The 18,234-nt window shown below is 67.6% G+C and carries 14 protein-coding genes and 1 pseudogene; 5 read left to right on the top strand and 10 right to left on the bottom strand.

Going from position 1 to position 18,234, the window contains the following annotated elements; translation table 11 throughout:
• Positions 1-7 precede the first annotated feature (7 nt).
• Positions 8-343 (bottom strand): DUF2798 domain-containing protein, encoded by a 336-nt coding sequence (locus RZ1_RS31960; RefSeq protein WP_505358099.1) that lies wholly within the window; start codon positions 341-343, stop codon positions 8-10.
• Positions 344-489: 146 nt separating this feature from the next.
• Positions 490-2,247, bottom strand: a complete 1,758-nt coding sequence (locus RZ1_RS05075; RefSeq protein ID WP_072809805.1) for a GNAT family N-acetyltransferase — start codon at positions 2,245-2,247, stop codon at positions 490-492.
• Positions 2,248-2,296: 49 nt separating this feature from the next.
• Here RZ1_RS05075 and RZ1_RS05070 point away from each other — a divergent pair, with 49 nt between their 5' ends.
• The gene (locus tag RZ1_RS05070) at positions 2,297-3,076 is read left to right on the top strand and encodes an alpha/beta fold hydrolase (RefSeq protein WP_072809804.1); all 780 of its coding nucleotides are present in this window, start codon (positions 2,297-2,299) and stop codon (positions 3,074-3,076) included.
• A gap of 41 nt (positions 3,077-3,117) precedes the next feature.
• On the opposite strand, the gene RZ1_RS05065 is transcribed toward RZ1_RS05070, so the two are convergent.
• Positions 3,118-3,723, bottom strand: coding sequence for a TetR/AcrR family transcriptional regulator (locus tag RZ1_RS05065; protein ID WP_072809802.1), 606 nt, complete (start codon positions 3,721-3,723; stop codon positions 3,118-3,120).
• A gap of 97 nt (positions 3,724-3,820) precedes the next feature.
• On the opposite strand from RZ1_RS05065, the gene RZ1_RS05060 reads away from it, so the two are divergent.
• Positions 3,821-4,678, top strand: a complete 858-nt coding sequence (locus tag RZ1_RS05060; RefSeq protein ID WP_238071776.1) for an alpha/beta fold hydrolase — start codon at positions 3,821-3,823, stop codon at positions 4,676-4,678.
• Positions 4,679-4,790: 112 nt separating this feature from the next.
• Positions 4,791-5,768 carry a pseudouridine synthase gene (locus RZ1_RS05055; protein WP_072809800.1) on the top strand — a complete coding sequence of 326 codons (978 nt, stop codon included), beginning with the start codon at positions 4,791-4,793 and terminating at the stop codon, positions 5,766-5,768.
• A gap of 13 nt (positions 5,769-5,781) precedes the next feature.
• Here RZ1_RS05055 and RZ1_RS05050 read toward each other — a convergent pair whose 3' ends face one another.
• From RZ1_RS05050 to RZ1_RS05020, 7 genes are all read right to left on the bottom strand, one after another.
• The gene (locus RZ1_RS05050) at positions 5,782-7,596 is read right to left on the bottom strand and encodes a sigma-54-dependent Fis family transcriptional regulator (RefSeq protein ID WP_072809981.1); all 1,815 of its coding nucleotides are present in this window, start codon (positions 7,594-7,596) and stop codon (positions 5,782-5,784) included.
• Between the two features lie 81 nt (positions 7,597-7,677).
• Positions 7,678-8,490, bottom strand: coding sequence for a hypothetical protein (locus RZ1_RS05045; RefSeq protein ID WP_072809798.1), 813 nt, complete (start codon positions 8,488-8,490; stop codon positions 7,678-7,680).
• A gap of 75 nt (positions 8,491-8,565) precedes the next feature.
• Complete coding sequence (locus RZ1_RS05040; protein ID WP_072809797.1) at positions 8,566-10,887, bottom strand: hydantoinase B/oxoprolinase family protein; 2,322 nt, start codon at positions 10,885-10,887, stop codon at positions 8,566-8,568.
• 25 nt (positions 10,888-10,912) lie between these two features.
• The gene (locus RZ1_RS05035; protein ID WP_072809795.1) at positions 10,913-13,039 is read right to left on the bottom strand and encodes a hydantoinase/oxoprolinase family protein; all 2,127 of its coding nucleotides are present in this window, start codon (positions 13,037-13,039) and stop codon (positions 10,913-10,915) included.
• A gap of 30 nt (positions 13,040-13,069) precedes the next feature.
• On the bottom strand, positions 13,070-13,489 hold the full coding sequence (locus RZ1_RS05030; protein ID WP_072809979.1) for an acetone carboxylase subunit gamma: 420 nt from the start codon (positions 13,487-13,489) through the stop codon (positions 13,070-13,072).
• 46 nt (positions 13,490-13,535) lie between these two features.
• Positions 13,536-15,455, bottom strand: coding sequence for a hydantoinase/oxoprolinase family protein (locus tag RZ1_RS05025; RefSeq protein WP_072809793.1), 1,920 nt, complete (start codon positions 15,453-15,455; stop codon positions 13,536-13,538).
• 381 nt (positions 15,456-15,836) lie between these two features.
• A complete protein-coding gene (locus tag RZ1_RS05020) occupies positions 15,837-16,769 on the bottom strand; it encodes a glycoside hydrolase family protein (RefSeq protein WP_072809792.1) in 933 nt (310 codons plus the stop codon).
• A gap of 221 nt (positions 16,770-16,990) precedes the next feature.
• Between RZ1_RS05020 and RZ1_RS05015 the strand changes: the two genes are divergently transcribed.
• Positions 16,991-17,452: a hypothetical protein gene (locus RZ1_RS05015; RefSeq protein WP_238071774.1), complete on the top strand. Its 462-nt coding sequence runs from the start codon at positions 16,991-16,993 to the stop codon at positions 17,450-17,452.
• A gap of 501 nt (positions 17,453-17,953) precedes the next feature.
• Positions 17,954-18,234, top strand: a pseudogene (locus RZ1_RS05010) (guanitoxin biosynthesis MBL fold metallo-hydrolase GntH); the annotation flags it as partial.

Below are 18,234 nucleotides of genomic sequence, written 5' to 3'. Positions count from 1 at the left end.
CCGCTCGTCAGGACGACTGCGAAGCACTCGCCTCGCTGCGGGCACCGACGAGCTTCCCGGTGATGGCCATCGACGCGGGCCAGGCAACCATCGTGAGGCAGAAGGCGATAGGCCACGCGATGACGAACTGCAGGGGCCACCCGCGCAACCATTCCATCGAGGGCCCGACGTTGACGAGGCCCATGATGACCGACATCGTCGCCGCCATGATGAAGGTCATGATGACCTGAGAGAAGGATGCTCTTCTTGTCCATCGTCCATTCCTGTCCGGGACGACGACACCTTCGATACTCGACCGGCGCCACCGTCCACTACGTTGAGGGATCGGGCGCCTCGGGTTCACGCCGGGAGGCACGACTTCATCTCAGGAGTACCGAGGGCTGGAATAACCACACCAGCCAAGATCTTTCAGGCCGTTCAACTATACCGGTGCCGCGTGATCGGGCCGATGCGATGCTCGCCGCAACACGGTCGACCCGATCCGGCAGATCAGAGCGCCCGCTCGAGCCCGACGCGAGTGTCGTCGTAACCGAGCCGCGCGAAGAACGTACGGACCCGCTCGCAGACCCGGTCCGTGGTGACCTGAGCGAGCGACGCCCCGCGCTGACGGCCGTGCCCGTGCGCCCACTCGAGCATCGCCGTGCCGACACCCCGGGAACGTTCGGATGCCGCCACCCGGACCCCCTCGATCTGCATCCGCGTGACACCGCCACGGGCCAGCCCCGGGACGATCGTGAGCTGCATGGTGCCGACGATCCGATCGTCCTCGGCGCGCACCACGGCAAGGTAGTGCGAGGAGTCCCGGGCCACAGCGTCGTACGCCTCCTCGTACCGCGCGATCTCCCGAGCGCCGCCGGTCTCGTCGCCGGAGAGCAACGCGACCAGCGCGGGCACGTCTGCGCGGGCGGCACGCTGCACCCGGTATGTCCGGTCGCCGAGACGCAGCCGCCCGCCGACCGATTCCTGCGCTCGCGACCGCAAGCGGGCGATGAGCGTGTCCAGCCACGCTCCGACATGCCGCCGGGCCTCGGCGGTGTCGGGGTAGCGGCAACGAAGGTGCAGCCCGGACTCGTCGAGGACGAACCACAACATCACCCCGTCGGTGCGGATCGTCGCGCCGACGTACTGCGCGTCCAGTCCGGTCGCGTCGACCCGGACCGGCAACCGGCGCAGGTCCAGCCACGAAATCGCGAACATCCCGGGTGCCTCGGGCATCCCGCCCCACGGACGCAGGACGTCCTCCAAGGGCCACGACCCCATCCGGACCGCTTCTTTCACCGCCTCCGCGACAGCGCGGGGCTCGGGGACGGTCGATTCCAGCACCGAATTGGTGATGAACCAGCCGACGGAGTCGTGCCACGTGGCGTCGTACCGGCTGTGCACCGGGAACACCGCACGCAACGGCGTGCCGGCCAGCTCGAGGGTCACGTCGGTCATCGCCGCCACCACCAGCGCCAGGGTCGAGACGCCGTCGTCCCTGGCCTGCGCAGCGAACGCGGCGCTGTCGTCGACGTCGAGCACGTCACGCACCTCCACACGTTCGCGATGCAGCGTCGACTCGCCCAGCGGCAGCGGGAACCGTGGCATCACGTCGTCGCCGGCCGCCAGCACCTCCGTCCAGCGGCGGCGTACGTCGTCGGGTGCGGTCGGGCGGTTCCGCAGCGCGCTGGTGTGTTCGGCAAACGCAGGGGCGGGCGGCAACGCCGGCGTTCGGCCGTCGTGCACTGCCGCGAGCGCAGCGAGCAGGTCACGTGCGATCACCAGCATCGACCACATGTCGACGTGCGAGTGGTCGGCGGCGATCACCACCGTCGGCCCGTCCGCCGTCTCGAGCATGCACAACCGGTGTGACGGACGGGCATACGGCGAACACGCGCGGTCGAGCACGTCCCGTAGCGCGTCGTTGACGGCCTGCCCGGATGCGATCGGGTGTTCGACCCAGCGCCCGGGCGCGATGTCGATCTCGTACAGCTGCGGCTCGCCGTCGTCTCCGGGCACGAAGACCGACCGCAATGTGCCGTGCCGCGCGACCACCGCCAGCCACGCGGTCGCGAGAGCGTCGGGCGGCACGGGCTGGGAGAGCCTGAAGGACAACGCCATCCAGGATCCGGGACGGTCTCCGGCCGCGACGTGACGCCGCTGGTCGAAGGAGACCGGAAGGGATCGGCCCAGCTGTCCGTCGGTCACGTCGTAGCCGAGCAGCCGACCGAAGGGCAGGCGCAGGTGCGCGACGTTGGTGAGCCGCATGGCGGTATCCTAGGCGCCTTCCTCAGCGATGACCGACCTAGGAGCTGCCGTGCCGACCTTCAGTGTTCCGGGAGCCGAACTGGATGTGGAGCTGAGCGACGAGGGTGGCCACCCGGTTGTGCAACTCCACGGACTCACCTCCAGCCGTCATCGCGACCGCCTCATGGATCTCGACCTCGGGCGCGGGCTCAGCGGAACCCGGCTTCTCCGGTACGACGCGCGCGGGCACGGCCGTTCGACGGGACGCGCGGCGCCGGAGGACTACCGCTGGCAGGTTCTGGCCGACGACCTGCTGCGCCTGCTCGACCACTGGTTCCCCGGCGAGCAGGTGCACGGCGTCGGCCCGTCGATGGGCGCCGGTACCCTGCTGCACGCAGCGGTCCGGGACCCGGGCCGGTTCAGCGGCCTGACCTTGCTGGTGCCGGCGACCGCGTGGGGCACCCGCGCCGCGAAGGCAGAGAGCTACCGGCACAATGCCCTGATCATCGAGGAGCGGGGACTCGGCGCGTTCCTCGGGGCCGACCTCGCCCTGCCCCGGCCCCCCGCAACCGCCGGGACTCCCGAGACCGTGCCGGACGTTGTCGAAAACCTGCTTCCGTCGCTGTTCCGGGGAGCCGCCCTGAGCGACCTGCCCGACCCCGACGAGGTCGCCAAGATCGACGTTCCCACAACGATTCTCGCCTGGATCGACGATCCCGGTCACCCGGTGTCCACGGCGGAGGCGTTGCGGGACCTTCTGCCCGACGCCACGCTCGAGGTGGCCCGCACGCCGGCCGATCTCGCCCGCTGGCCGGGCATCCTGTGCGAGGACCTGGCACGGCACGGTTAGGCAGGGATGCATTTCCCGAGCCGGATCCGACCGGCCACGGTTCAGAGAGCGAAGGTGGCGGCGGCAGCGCTCGCGAACCATCGCTCCCATCGCTCGCCGGTCCAGCCTCGCTCACCGACCAGCAACAACCACCACCGACGACCGGCCAACACCCACAGTGCATCGACGACCTCGTCACTCGGTCGATTCCCGACTATCAGAGTCGCCGCATGTGCGACCTCCTGCCAGCGGGCCGCTTCCCGCTCGGCCAATCGGGCTGCGGCGGCGTTGTCGGTCACCGCCGCCTGATCCAGGACATACTGAATGGCCGCCGACCGCTCGTGGGCACCCCGCAACCAGCGCCCACCGGCTCGAATGCGAGCCTCCCGGTCGCCGGCACCCATCGCCTGGAACGTCGGCTGATCGCGCACGCGCGCACCGTCTCCGCCGGCGAGAGCGTGGACGATACAGGCGTCGAGGAGCGCGAGTTTCCCGTTGAACTGCTGGTAGACCGTCTGCCTGGTCAGGTGCGCAGCATCCGCGACGTCGGCCATGGTCGTGGCCACCCATCCACGGGACGTGAACATCTCGGTGGCGACCACCACCACTGCTTCACGGTTGACCCGAGCCTGCTGTTCTCGAAGTTTCGACCTGTACTCACGAACCACAGGAACAGCCTACCCATATTCGACTTACTCGGTGTATGTTGATTTCGGATTCGGGTTTACTCAATGTAAGTCGAAAATATCGGGAGGCGGCACGTCCATGACCAACACCCCGTGGGAGACCACGATGATCCACACCGACCTCGGCGATCTCGCGGTACACATCGTCGGCGAAGGAAGCCCAGTTGTGGCCTGGCACAGCATGTTCGTCGACTCGTCGAGTTGGTCCCGCCTGGTGCCGCACATACCCGATCGACGCTTCTTCCTCATCGACGCACCGTCGTGCGGTGCCAGCGATGCGCTCACCGAACCGGTGAACATCAGCGCCTGCACACGTGCGGCCGCACAGGTCGTCACGGCCCTCGCCACCGATTTCGGCGGACAGCCGATCGACTGGCTCGGCAACGCCTGGGGCGGGCACGTCGGGATGGAACTCGCAGCAACCCATCCCGACATGATCCGCAGCCTTGTCGCCATCAGCGCGCCGACCTTTCCCATCGGCGTCGCGTTGCGGCTGAAAGTTCGCCTGCTGCTGCCGCTCTACCGCGCTGCCGGCGCGCGCGGTCCGGTCCGATCGGCGATCATGTCCACCCTCCTGACCGACACCACCCGCAAGACCGATACGGAGGCGGTCGCGTTGATCGACGATTGCCTCGCCACGGCGGGGAGCGACGCCACGATCACGGCGATCCGGTCGGCCATCCTCAATCGCACCGACCTCCTATGGGCAGCGCGCGAGATTCGGTGCCCCACCCTGTTCGTCACCACCGACGATCGCGGCGAATGGACACCGGAACAGGCACGCACCGCTGTCGCACAGATGTCGTGCGCGACCGAGGTCACCATCACCGACGCGCGCGTGATTCCGGCCCTCGAGCAACCCGTACAACTGGCTACCGCACTACGCCGATTCTGGTCCCGGTCCAGAGCTTCCACATCCGATGGCACGCCCGTGTAATCGTCGCACTCGGGCTGTTCCGGAGCCGTGAAGGCTCTTCGCTCGGAGAACCTCCGCAGAGCCACTCCCGGAATCCGACGACCGCCCGGTCGGCGTGCCGGGGACCGGTGGGATGATGACGTACGTGCCTATGCCTTCACCTCTACCCGTCAGGCACGGCGTCGGACCGACACGGCTGCGCGTCCCGGCATCCGGGCCGTGGGCGACGATCGCCGAATACGTCGTCGCGAGGTTCGACCACCTGGACCCCGACGACCTGCACCGACGGTTCGACGCCGGCGAAATCGTGGGAACCGACGGCAGTGCGATCGGTCGCGGCACGGCGCTGAACACGCACCGGTTCGTCTGGTACTACCGCGACCTGCCGGTGGAAGAACCGGTGCCGTTCGACGAGGAGATCCTGCACGTCGACGACGACCTCGTCGTGATCGACAAGCCGCATTTCCTCCCCACCACCCCGGGCGGGCGGTACCTCCGCGAGTCCGCGCTCGTCCGATTGCGGACCCGCCTCCACAACCCGGACCTGACGCCGATCCATCGACTCGACCGAGCGACCGCCGGTCTGGTGATGTTCTCGGCTCGTCCCGAAACGCGCGGCGCCTACCAGACGCTGTTCGAGAAGCGGCAGGTAACGAAGATCTACGAGGCGGTGTCGGCGCTCCCGTCCGGGTGGGACCCGCACGCACCGGCGCTTGCCGGGCGCGCCGTACCCGTCGTCTACCGCAACCACATCGAATCCCGGCGCGGCGAATTGAGGGTCGTCGTCGACAGCTCCCGCGAGCCCAACTCGGAGACGCTGATCGAGGTGCTCGGGACCGGCGTGAGCGCCTCCGGACGAGCCGTACTGCACACGATCCTGCGGCCGCGTACCGGACGCATGCACCAGTTGCGGGTGCATCTGGCAGCGCTCGGCGCCGGAATCCTGGGCGACCGCTGGTATCCCGACCTGCTGCCCGAAGCGCCGGACGATCATTCCCTTCCGCTCCAATTGCTCGCGCGGGAACTGGAATTCGCCGATCCCCTGTCGGGGATGCCGCGACGGTTCGTCACCCGCCGGATGTTGGGCGAAGCGCCCGTTCCGGGGCGCTGAGCCCGTCCGAGGATCACCCTGCCGGCTCCGCACCGTCGGCAAGCCCGAACTTGGCCAGCTTCCGGTACAGCGACGACCGTGAAATTCCCAGTGCACGAGCAGCTTCCGCTCGGTTTCCGCCGGTATCCCGCAACGCTCGGGCCACCACGTCGCGCTCGGCCGCCTCGACGGCACTCAGCCTGCGGCCCGGCCCGTGATGGCACCATTCCGGCAGGTCGTCCCGCGTGATCCGCCCGGCCGGCCGCAGCGCGACGGCGCTGCGCAGCGCAGCCTCCAGCTCGTGGATGTTGCGCGGCCACGGGTAGCTCACCAGCAGGCGCATCGCGTCGGGCGTGAGCTCGCGGCTCGACGAGCCGGTGATCGTCCGAAGCACCTCCGCGGCCACCCCGGGGATGTCGTCGGTGCGGTGCCGCAGCGCGGGCACGTGCACGGTTCGCTCGAGCGCGTCGAGCAACGGAACGAGGAACTCCGGCGCCGGTTCGTCCGAATCCTGCATGGTGGCGACGACGAACACATGGTCGGGACCGGGCCGGTCCAACGCCGCCGCCAGGGTCGCGACGACCGGTTCGGGCATGGATCGAATGTTGCGCAGCACATACAGGGTGGGAGTTGCGGACTCGACGCCGAGCCCGGAGAGGTCGGTGCTGCCGTCGACGAGGATGCTGCGCCCGCCGGGCACCACCGAGTGGAAGATCTCGGACGCCAGCGAGGCCTTGCCCGTACCGGGCTCCCCGGTGACCAGCACCCGCTCCCCCGCCCGCACCGCGTCCTCGATCTCGTTGCAGGCCCGGGTCCACAGGGACGAGCCGCCGCCGGCCCGCAACCTCCCGGTTCCTGCGGCAGCCAGACCCGCCCGATGCGGGGGCACCCGGGGCGGGACGACAGGGCGGACCGCGGCCGGGATCGCGGCCGCCACGGCGGTGGTTTCGGACACCTCGATCAGGTATCCGGCGTTGTCCTCACCCGCCCGGATCCGGACGGCCCGCACCCGGACGAAGACACCGTCCGGCAGTTCGATGTTCTCGTCGATGCGGTCGCGATGGCCGATCATGTAGTCGACGTGCTCGCCGACGCGGCGCTGATCCTCCGGCCCCAGGATGGCGTGGGCGAGCGGATTGGCCAGCGACATCGCGCTGCCCGTGGCCAGCAGCGCCGTCCCGCCGCGGGCGTCGGCGCGGACGAACGCGTCGAACAGTGCGTGCTGACGGGCGCTGCGATCGCGGAACAGGTTCAGTTCGATCTCGGATGCGGCGCTGCGCACGACGCTCGCGAGCAGCGGCGAAGAATGCTCCGAGAGACAGCTGAGGTCGACGACACCCGCGATGCGGCCGCTGAACGGGTCGCGGATCGGGGCGCCGGAACACGCGAACGGTTGGAACCGGTCGTGGAAGTGCTCGGCGCCCTCGATCTGGACGGGCTGTCCGGATTCGAGCACGGTCCCCACGCCGTTGGTGCCGATCTCGGCCTCGCGGTAGTCGAAGCCGGGGGCGAGCGAGACCCGGTCGAGGAGGCGCCCGATGCTGCGGGCACCGTCGATCCTCATCAGCACCTGCGCTTTCGCATCGGTCAGTGCGATGCTGACGGGAACGTCGACGATGTCCGCCGCGAGCCTGTCGAAAACGGACATCGCGCATTGCACCAGCCGGGAATCCCGGTTGACGTCACCGACGAACCCGACGTCGCCACCGGAGGGCTGCACCCCGGCCGCCTGCGACCGCTGCCACGACGCGGACACGACCGGCGACACCAGGGACTCGTCCGGCTCCCCGGAATCGAGGAACCCGGCACGGGCGACCGCCACCGTCAGTCGTCGGTCTGCGTTCTTCATCGCGTTCCCCTTGCCCACGCCGTGGTGACCTGCCTCACTCGAGGGTATCCGGTCGGCTCCGCGCGATATCCGGGCCGGTCGTCACATCGCCCCGGATCGAACGCCCTCACGGTCCAGGTCGGCCAGCCGGGCCAGCACCGTTTCGGGCACCGCACTCTCGGGCAGCCGGGTGAGCCGGAACGCCGCGGACGCCGCGGGCACGGCGGCGTGGTCGCCGAGCCAGAAGTCGTCGCCGAGTACATCCCCGTCACGTCCACCGAACGACACGCTCGGGTCGTCACGCAGCCCGAGCTCCCACCGGTAGTGCACGGCGACGTTGCCGATGGGCGTGTACGTGTCGGCGGGCACGGCGGGCACACCGCCGGCCGCGCGCTCGTCGAGCAGCAGCGCCGCGACCGGCACGTCGGCGAACCCGCGAAGCCAGTCGGCGACGTACATCGCCGCGCTCTCCACCCGGTCGGCGTCGAGATCCTCCGTCGTTCCCGGATGTGTCTGCGCCAGCCACGCACGAGGCGACGGGATCTGTAGGACGAGCGGCAGCCGGGTCGTGCCGGCCACGGTGGCGACCAGCGTCGCCGCGGCCCGGCCGGCCGACGGGTCACCGAGCAGGACGCGCAGCGCGTATCCGGGACGCGACCGTGCGGTCATCGCATCCTGCAGGCGGGGGTCCCGAGCGAGGATCCGATAGTAGGCGCCGAGGTCGAGCAGCGTGACGTCCGGGCGCAGCAGCCCGTGCGCTTGGTTGAACAGGTTCGACAGTGCGGTCGGGTCGTCCCAGGGAATCGGGTTGCCGCGCAACAGGACCCGCTGGCTGTAGTCGAGATGATCGACGATCAGGGGGGTGCGGCGCCCCGAGGCCGGTGCATCGAGGAACTCGGGCTTCGAAGTGGTCATCGTGTCGTCTCCGGGGGTGAGGGGGTGCCCGCACGCGCGTCGTGCGGGCACCCGGGTGGACGGGGCGGACGGTGGTCAGGACTTGCGGTGGACCACCTCACCGTGCTTGGCCTCGAGTTCCTTCACCCGCGCGGTCAGCTCGGAGATCTTCACTTCGCGACGGTCGGGCATCATGATGATCGGCATCTTGTCGATCGTCGTGGTGACCCGCTGTGCACCGTGGACGGTGAAGTGAGTGGCGGTCAGTTCCTCGGTATCACCCCAGGCCCCGTAGTAGAGCAGGTCCTTCGGAGGTTCGGGGGTGACGAACTGCTCGACGAACTGTGCGTACGGAACGCCGCGGGCGATCCGGGCTCGCCGCATCGACGCGCGCAGCTCGTCGGTGGCCGCGATGTCGACGACGAAGGTCTGCGGCTCGTACACGACGCCGTAGATGTCGTGGGCCACCTTCCCCGAGATGCGGTCGATCTCGAGATCCGCAACGACGTCCTCCGGGGCGCGTTCGAGCGGGTCCCCGTAACCGCCGCCGGTGCCCTGCGACATCATGTACAGCTCACCGTCCTTGGCGACGTCGAACTGCAGGCCCATGTGGCTGGTGATGTACTCGGCCCCTTCGAACGGCTGCTCGTTCATCACCTTCTCGATGGACAGGTCGAATCGTTCCGGGTTGCGGCGCAGTTCGTCGTAGACGTTGACGCCCTTGACCATCGCGAGCGGATAGGTGTTGCAGCCGTAGCCGCCGAACTGCCCGGAGACGGACGAGAACTTCGCCCCCGAGGTGACCGTCATGAAACCCCACAGCGGGGTGCCTTCCGCCGCCACGATCATCTCGTAGCCCATGCCGCCGCGGTGCTTGCCGAAGCCCTGGTTGTCGCGGACGATCCGCTTGCTCACCAGCTGCATGAAGGGCACCTCCTCCTCCATGACCTCCTGCTCGGCGGTGTCGGCCATCGCGCAGAACAGCGGCGATACGGCGTCCTCGCCGTCCCGGAACGCCTTCGCGCCGCCACCCATGCCGTTGAGGTCGGCGCACAGATTGCCGACCTGGTCACCGTGCTGGGTGACCCCACCCCACAGGAAGGTGTTGATCTGGTTGAACCACGGGGCGATGACGTTGGAGAACTTCTCCGGGTTGGAGAACTGCAGCTTCGCCCACGGGTTCTGCAACGCCGAGAATCCGCGGAACGAGGCCTGCAGGGATTGGCCCATCGGGGCGTCGTAGCCGGCGTCGGACCAGGTGTGCTCGTCGGAGATGATGTCGATCGGACTCATCGCCGACGTGCAGCGCGGCAGATCCGGCCACCAGAACGCGAGGATGGCCTGCATCATCATCGACTTGACCGAACACAGCGGCGAATTGATGGCCCGGTTGAGGATCTCCGGTCCGCTGCCGCGCAGATCGATCGTCATCTTGTCGCCCTTGACGGTGATCGCGCAGGCGAGCTTGATGAGGATGTTCTCTTTGAGCGTCGAGTCCATGAACTGGTTGAACCGGACGGTTCCGTCGGGCAGCTCGCGGATCCGGCGACGCACCTCGGCCTCGACGTCCTCGACGGTGATGCGCAGCGCGGCGACGAAGGTCTCCACTCCGACCTCGTCGATGATCGCATCAATGCGTTCCTGGATGCGTTGCACCGCACCGATCTTCACCTTCAGATCGGCGAGTTGCAGCTTCGGGTCGCGCACCGAGTGCTGCAGGAAGGTGAGCAGGTCCCGGCGCAGCTCGCCCCGTTCGACGATCTTGAACGGGCTCATCCGCAGGCCGTCGTCGAAGGGTGTCTCCGAGCCGGAGGGCATGCCGCCGGGCTCGCACGCGCCGTTCTCGCCCTCGTGGATGGTGGCCGCGACCCACGCGATGATCCGGTCGTCACGGATGATCGGCATGATCATCGACTGGTCGGTGTTGTGGACGTTGCCGAAGCGGGCGTCGTTGTGGATGAAGCCGTCGCCCGGGTTGATGCCGACCGTCGGTTCGTCCTTCCAGTACTTCATGATGTAGCGGATCGGGTGATGCAGGATCGCGGAGAACGCGATCACGCCGTGGCAGGACAGGTATGTCACGTCGCCGGCGGCGGTATAGATGGCGGTGGTGAGGTCACCCCATTTGGCGCCGGGAGCCGCGCCCATCGCCTCGCACATCTCGAAGCCCTCGTCGAGGGCGCCGGCCAGGCGCTTGCGGATGCGATCCACCTGGAGCGGGTCGACTCCCTTGGCGATGCATTCCTCCTCCATCTCGCTGCGCGAGGTGATGTGGTGCGAACGCATGATCTCCGGATCGGGGCCGAGGAACAGCGTGGTCTCGTCCATGAATTCGTCGACCCACTGCTGTTCCTGCTCGTCGAGCGATGCGAGGCGTTCGGCGGCGGCGCGGGCGAGGTCGTCGTGCACTGCAGTCATGACATTGTCTCCTGGTGTTTCTGCGCTAGTCCTTGAGGAACCAGACGGCACCCTGCGGGGAGGGTTCGAGGCGCCAGCCCGGCTCGACGAGATAGGTCGTGTTCTCGGTGGTGACGATCGCTGGGCCGGGGATCACGTGCCGGGCGTCGAGGGCCTCGGCGTCGTAGACCGCGGTGCTGATCTCCCGCGGGTGCCCGACGAAGTGCACTTCCCGATGCTCGATCGGGACGGGCAGCGTACGTTCCCCGTCGTGGTGCAGTGAGTCGAATTCCACGGTGTCGCCGTTGACGTACGACGCGACACGGATGGTCTGAACACGAATCCCAGCTTCGGGTGCTGCCGACCCCTGCCCGTACCGTTGCGAGTAGATGTCGGAGAAGGTACGGATCAGGTTCAGGACGTCCCCGACACCGTGAATCCGGTTGATGTCGAACGACACCGCGGTCGTCACCAGCTGGTTGCCGTACCGAAGGTCCATTTCGAGGCGATGCTCGATCACCTCGTCGGCGATGCCCTGCCGACGCAGATCTTCCGCGCCCCGCGCCTCCAGGGCGGCGACGATGTCGTTGAACTCCTCGTAGCGGTCGTAGAGTCCGCGCGTGGTGGCGTTGTAGAGCACCACGTGCACGCCCCGTTCGTGGATGTGCAGCTGCTTCATGTTGCCGGCGCCGCACGCGGAGAACACCGACGAGAACGGCGGCGCGAGGATCCGCCGGATACCCGCCTGGTCGGCGATCCCGCACGCGTGCAGCGGGCCGTTGCCGCCGTAGGCGAGCATCGTGAAGTCCTCCGGCAGGTAACCGCGCACCCGAAGTTCCTTGGAAATGCCGATCGCCATCTGCTCGTCGACGGATCTCTTGATGACCTTGGCCACGTCGATGACGTCGAGATCCAGTTCGTCGCAGAGGGTTTCCTCGACGGCGAACACCGCGCGCCTGCGGTTGAGCTTGATGAAACCGTTCGCGTAGTTGTCGGGGTCGAGGTAGCCGAGCAGCAGATCGGCGTCGGTCACCGTCGGGCGCAGACCGCCGCGGTCGTAGCACGCCGGGCCCGGGTCCGATCCCGCGGACTCGGGTCCGAGCCGCACGGACTGGTGAATGCGGTCGTAGCTGGCGATGGAGCCGCCGCCGGCGCCGAGGGTCTCGAGGTGAATCATCGGCACCGACACCAGCCACCGGTCGATGGTGGGCTGGAAGTCGTAGTGCTTGACCCCGCCGGCGGGTACCAGGCCGATGTCGAAGGACGTGCCGCCCATATCGGTGGTGATGATGTTGCCGATGCCCGACGACTCCGAAAGATGCTCGGCGGCACTGACTCCCGCAACCGGACCCGAGTGGATGGTCTGCAGCGCATCGGTCGAGTTCATCTGCGCCATGCCGCCGGAGTTGTGGATGATGAGCATCGGCTTGTCGTAGCCGGAATCGCGCAGGTTGTTCGCCAGCTGGCTCATCGCGTGGAACATGATGTCGTGCAGGAACCCGTCGACGATCGTGGACGTCGTCCGCACGTACTCACCCTTACGACCGGACACCTGGTGGCCGAGCAGCACCGGGATGGCGCCGAGCTGATGCTCGGGGTATTCCTCCTGGATGATTTCCATGATCCGCAGCTCGTGCGCCGGGTTCTCGGTCGAGTTGACCAGCGACACCACCAGCGCCTGAACGCCGGCGTCGACGAGTTCGCGCACCATCTCGCGCACGTTCTGTTCGACGAGCGGGACGACGACCGTGCCGGCGGAGTTGACGCGCTCCTGCACCGAGCGGATCAGGCTGCGGTGCACCAGCGGTTCGGGTCGCTCGGCAGCGGGCAGATTCTGCTGCATCGACGGGTCCAGCCCCTCACCGTAGCCGCGGCCGCGGGAGAGCGGGATGGTGTCCTCGAAGCCGTGGGTGACGATGGCACCGACGCGGGGCCCCTTGCGTTCGATGAGCGCATTGGTACCGAGGGTGGTGGCGTAGCGAACCGAATCCACCTGGGACAGTACGTCGTCGCGGTCGAGGTTGGCGCGTCGGCAGGCGAGGTCGAGCGCCTCGTTGAAGCCCTGCGCAAGATTGTGATGGGTGGTGAGAGCTTTGGCCTCGACGTACTTGTCGTCCCAGGCGAAGAAGCAGTCGGTGAAGGTGCCGCCGATGTCGACGGAGATGCGTTTCATGGTATCGGGATTCCTTGCGGTCGAGGATGTTCAGTGGGTGTGACGACGGCCTTCGAACTCGCCTTCGGCGTCCTGCCCCGGTCCGTAGGTGATGACCTGTTCCGGGTCCGTGCCACGTTCGAGCCACTGGGCACGCAGGGCGTCGATGTCCCACTCCATGTCGACGGTCGGCGGATGGCCCGGCGGGATGTACTCGGTCTCGATCTGGGTTCCGCACCCCGGGCAGTAGTACTCGAGGATCCGGCAGTAGTCCGGGTCCGGGGAGAACGTGAACTCGTAGCGGTCCGGGTCGATGATCGGCTGGTGGATCTCGCGCGGGTCGCGGTCGTAGACGAGCGTCCCTTCCTTGTAGTTGCCACGGGCATTGCCGATTTCGTGCTGGCAAACCCGGCACAGCCACAATTCGGTCTCGAGATCGATGACCAGGTATTCGGTCATGGGAATTCGCATGTCGTGCATCCTTCGAAGCGGTCGAAGCAGGCGTTGCGCCTGCCGATCAGTGGGTGTCGGTGAGCAGCAGGTCGCCGGCGGCGGTGACGTGGAAACTCCAGCCGTCCTGCACCCGGGCGGTGAAGAAGGGGCCTTCGACGATGGCTGGCCCCGCGGCGGTCGCACCCGGCCGCTGATCGGTGAGCGTGTACACCGGAACCTCGGCGCGTCCCCCGGCACCGAGCACGGTGCGGGCCCCGGCCGGCTCCGGGTCGCGGGATTCGGCGAACGAGCCGTCGGGCAGGGCGATTCGATTCATTCGGCGCGTGACGACGAGGGTCAGCGCGCTGGAGGCACCGGCGACGAGTTCCACGGGCTCGCCCGGCCGGTAGGCGGCTTCGTCGACGGTGGCGCCGTGCTCGTCCTCCGAGGCAACGGTCCACGACAAGGTGCACTCGTCGAGGGAATGGCCCTCCTGGAACATGTCCCGTTCGGCCTTGGCGAGCAGGTCGGCAGTGGCCTCGGCGAGGGTCGCGTCGGTCGTGTCCACCAGGTCGGTCTCGTAGCTCTGCCCGATGTCGGAGAAGCCGATCCCGAACGCCGAAAACACCGCGGCAAGTTTGGGAATCAGGACGGTACGGACGCCGGCGACCCGGGCGGCACCACACGCACTCATCGGACCGGCGCCGCCGAACGCGGCGATGGTGGTCTCGTCGGCATCCTCGACCGCCGGGGCGATGGCGGTCCCCATGGCAGTGAAGTAGGCCTGCTCCATCGCAGTCAGCGCCTGGTCGAGGGTGAGTCCGAGCGGCTCGGCGACCGTGTCGAGGACAACCGCGCGAGCCCGGTCCGCGTCGAGGGTGAAGCCGCCGTCGAGGTAGGTGGACGGATCGAGGACGCCGAGCAGCAGGTTGACATCGGTGATGGTGGCAGCGGTGCCACCGAAGCCGAAGCAGGCCGGTCCCGGTGCTGCGCCGACACTCTCCGGGCCGACGGTGATGGCACCGTCGGCGACGGCGATGATGGAGCTGCCGCCGATGCCGGCGGACTCGACGTTCGACATCGGGAAGGAGATGGGGATCCCGGCGATGGAACCTCTTCGGTCGGTGAGGATCTCGCCGCCGGTGACCGTGCCGATGTCCGTGGTGGTGCCGCCGACATCGATCATGAGCACGTGCTTGAGGCCGTAAACCTCGGCCAGTGCCCGGGTACCCTCCAGGCCGCCTCGCGGTCCCGACGAGTAGGTCTTGAGCGCAACCGATTTCGCTACGCGCGACGAGGCCCCGTCGTTGCGGTAGATCAGCAGCGGGTTGCGGACGCGGTGGTCGCGCAGACGATGCTCGGCGTTGTACAGGAACCGTTCCATCGTGGGATGCAGGAAGGTGTTGATCACAGCCGACCAGATGCGCCGAGACGGGGTGCGGTCGGTGCTGAAGTCCCACGAGTACAGGAACGGCACCGAGCCGAGCAGGTGGCGCGGGAACTTCCGCAGCAGGACACTGCGGATCTCGTGTTCACGGCCGTCGTTGGTGTCGCCGACCGCGACCACGATGCGCGCGGCACCGTCGGTGATGAGCCGGTTGACCTTGACGACCAGCTCACCGTCGAGATCGTCGGCGGCGGTGTCGATCACCGCGACGCGGCTGCCGACGAGGTCGTCGAACAGCGCGCGCTGCTCGGGGCTGCGCCTCAGCTCGTCCACGGTGCCGGCCGAGTCGGTGACAATGCCGACACGCGGGCCCTTCCGCTCCACGAGCGCGTTCGTCCCCTGCGTGGTCGAGTAGCGGATGTGCGCGGTCGAGTGCAGCAGCTCGGGCAGATTCTCCGTGCCGTAGATCTCCCGTGACACCTTGGTGAGACCGTCGAACAAGCACTGCGACAGGTCGAACGGTGTGGTGAGAGTCTTGGTGAAGCTGAAGTCGTGGCCATCCCACGCGCAGATGTCGGTGAGGGTACCGCCATTGTCGATGTTGATCAGTCTGTCCATGGTGTCCTCGGTCCAATGCGGTGTTGCGATTCGGATGAGGAAATCCTGGGGCCACGAACAGTGTGTGAAGTGTGTCACTTGCGGACACCTTGCGTGACATACGGCTCAACCAGGTGTTTTGGTGTGCCTGTCCCGCCCGAGCGCTGCGGTCGGGTATCGCTGCGGTGGAGGGCCGGACCCGGCGCGCTCCTCGGCGGGGTACCGAAATCCCAGCTCAGACGTGTCGCTGCGGTCCGCCGGGACAGAAGTGTCCGGATGGGGGACACTTCCGACCGAGTCAGGCTGCTGACCGGGGCCGGGCCACAGCAACAGCCGCAGACGAGAAAGACAGCCGCGCGGTGCGTGCACCGCGCGGCTGTCCGTCTGATGTGCGTCGAGCCGCTATGCCGGCTCTCGGATCACGCCGAAATGACGCACCGTCCCGGAAAGGCCCGGAAGCTCCTGCACCGGCGACCAGGTCTTCAGCCCATCCGTGCTGTCGGAGTAGAGATATTTCCCTTCGGTGTAGGCGTCGAGATACATCCGCCAGGTGCCGTCCGGCAACTGCACCACCGCCGGCCCCTCCCGCATTGATCCCCAATCTCCGGGAGGCACAAACGAATAGGGTCCCGTCAACGACGACGCGACCGCGTGCTCGACAACCTTCTTGTGCTCGTTCTTGGTGAACGCGTGATAGGTCGATCCCACCTTCACCACCGTGGTGTCGATGTGGTCCGCGCCGATCCCGGCGAGCGGAACAGGCGGGCCCCACAACCTGAGCGACGGTTCCAGTGCCGTCATCAGATACGGCACGAATCCTCCACCGGTCGAGAGCGAGAGGATGACATGGACGCGGTCGCCGTCCACGAACCACTCGGGCGCCCAGGCCTTGGTGGTGAACGGCGACAGCGACGGGCCGTCCCGGAACCCGGCCGACCCCGAGAAGCCCGGCGGGCTCGGAGGACCTTTCCCGTCCCCCGTGCCCGGCATGAATGCGCAGCAGAACGGGACCGGCCAGACCCCCAGGAACGTCCAGTCGCTGCGGTCACTGCTGCGTGCGAAGCCGATGTTCGCCCCGTCGACTGTCGTGTACGTGAGGTAGTAGAACCCGTCCGTGTGCCGGAAGATGCTCGGGTCGCGCACCACCCCTGACGGGGGCCGAAACGCCGACAGCCGGAGGGGTTGGAACTCGGTGCCGTCCCCCGACTCGTAGACATCCATGTCGCGGTCGCTGGCGTTGCTGAATGCCACCATCGTGTATCGCCAGGCGGGCTGTGCGGCGCCACTGCTCCCCGGGGCTGCGACCAGCAAGCCCACAACAGCGAGCATCACCATCGAAATCGAGGAAAGGCCGGTTCGTTTCGTCGCGGTCACCGGTGCAGTATCTATGACAACAGGCGCACCATGCGTAACTTCGGCCACAGGCGCTCGGATCGTTACCCCTCCCACACGCGGCCATACCGCAGACAGGTAGGACCGCCGCGCGATGCCTGCGCTGGTTGCCAGGATGATCGTGAGACATCCTGACAACCAGCGCGGGGATCGGAGTACCGCCAATGATCGACATCCCCGTTGGCCGAACCCCCACCGGCAAACCCGCCTACCCGATGGCCTACAAGCAGGACCTGTTGCACGCGTGCGATATTCGCCAGATGCGCACTGGTCGGGGCGCCAAACACCATCGCACCACCATCCACAGCGCCCGGCAGATCCTCTTCCATCTCGGGATCCTCGACAGTGAAGTCGGACCAACGACCGTCCCGGCGCTGTCCCTCGAAGAGCGGATGGCCGATGTCCCCGCAACGTTGCGTCCGGCGTTGGTGACCTGCCTGCACCGCAAACGCGCTACCTGCACTCCCAAAGCGGTCAGCAGTCTCGCCACCCGGCTGGCGCATTCCGGTCGATACCTCGCCGTCATCGACCCCCGACATCGCCTTGCTGACCGACCTGGACCGCCGCCGGCACATCGAGCCGTTCCTCACCTCGCCGACCACCGCCGTCAACACCGTCACCGGTGAGCCGATCACCGTCGCAGACCGAATCCGACGTGTCCACGCGGTCGGTAGCTTCCTCTCCGAGGTCACCGAATGGAGTTGGGACGATGCACCACCCCGGAAGTTGATCTTCCGCGCCGATCCGCCTCGTGCGCAACGCGTTCTGCCGCGATACCCGTCGATGCGGACCGCAAACTCACTGCGGCACTGTCGGACTCGCCTAACCGGCTGCGACTCGGACGACGGGACAGCGCAACCACGTAGGTGGCCCATCGAGTTCAGTGCGGCGGAGCCGCTCCGAGTTTCGGGGGCGTTAGGCGTTTGCCGGGCGAGCTCGGCTGCGGCCGAACGATCGAGAGACCGGGGTGGGAGAGAGGTCACAGCGATCTCGGGGCGGACCTGTGCGACGACCTGCCGGGGCCATGATCGAATCGTTGCGGTCGACGGTCGCGGTGGCCTGACGATTCCGCGCACACGCGGTACTCACGTGGCGGACAATGGGCGCACCGATGTGAGGGGTGGGCCATGGCTACCGAGATCACCGAGTTGACCGAGCTGGCATTCGAGGGCGGGTCACCGTTGACGACGACACCGATAGTGGGATCGAGACCGTCGGCTGATCCTCCGGGCTCGACACCGGGTGCAGAGTCGGTGCCCGACGGACAGATCCGGGTCACCGTCCTGGGCTCCGGAGACCCGTTCGTCAAGCCCAGCCAGGCGTCGGCGTCGTTGCTGATCGAGGTGGGCAATCCCGAGCGGGACCGGTTCTTCTTCGACCTCGGTTCGGGGTCGCTGGCAAACTACTG

The organism is Rhodococcus zopfii NBRC 100606 = JCM 9919 (assembly GCF_001895025.1).
In the GTDB taxonomy this organism is placed as follows: Bacteria; Actinomycetota; Actinomycetes; order Mycobacteriales; family Mycobacteriaceae; genus Rhodococcus; species Rhodococcus zopfii.
Note: the sequence above shows the minus strand (reverse complement) of the source record. Positions and strands in the feature narration are given on the sequence as shown.